The 426-nt window shown below is 63.4% G+C and carries 1 protein-coding gene; it reads right to left on the reverse strand.

The genetic code is table 11. The features are described 5' to 3' along the window. A partial coding sequence (locus RM844_RS32985) for a phytanoyl-CoA dioxygenase family protein (protein ID WP_311671105.1) occupies positions 1-426 on the reverse strand: 426 nt, incomplete at both ends.

Consider the following 426-nt stretch of genomic DNA (forward strand, 5'->3'; position numbering starts at 1 on the left):
GGCCACCCGGAGGGAGTCCTCGTGGTAGTTCTGCGGCGTCTCCCCGATCGTGGGAATGAACGACTTGTGCGTACCGGGCATGACCATGAGCGGACCGTTGAACGGATGGTTCTCGGTCAGCGAGATCGAGAAACTGAACGCGCGCGGCTGACGCATGCCGTCTTCGGAGTGCCAGGTCTCGAAATCGGAATGCCAGTGGAACGGAGCACCGCCGAAACCGGGCTTGTAGTTGACCCGGCTCTGGTGGATGTACACCTCCGAGTCGAGGACCTGCCGGGCGATGTCGGTGAGCCGCGGGGACCTCAGCAGCTCGGCAAAGAGCTCGCTGACCTTCTCGACCTCGAAGACAGAGCGCAGTTGGTCGAACTCCGGTTCCAGAATCACGCGCTCACTGGCGCGCAGCACCGGGTCCTCGCTCAGCCGTTG

The organism is Streptomyces chisholmiae (assembly GCF_031845445.1).
Taxonomy (GTDB): Bacteria; Actinomycetota; Actinomycetes; order Streptomycetales; family Streptomycetaceae; genus Streptomyces; species Streptomyces chisholmiae.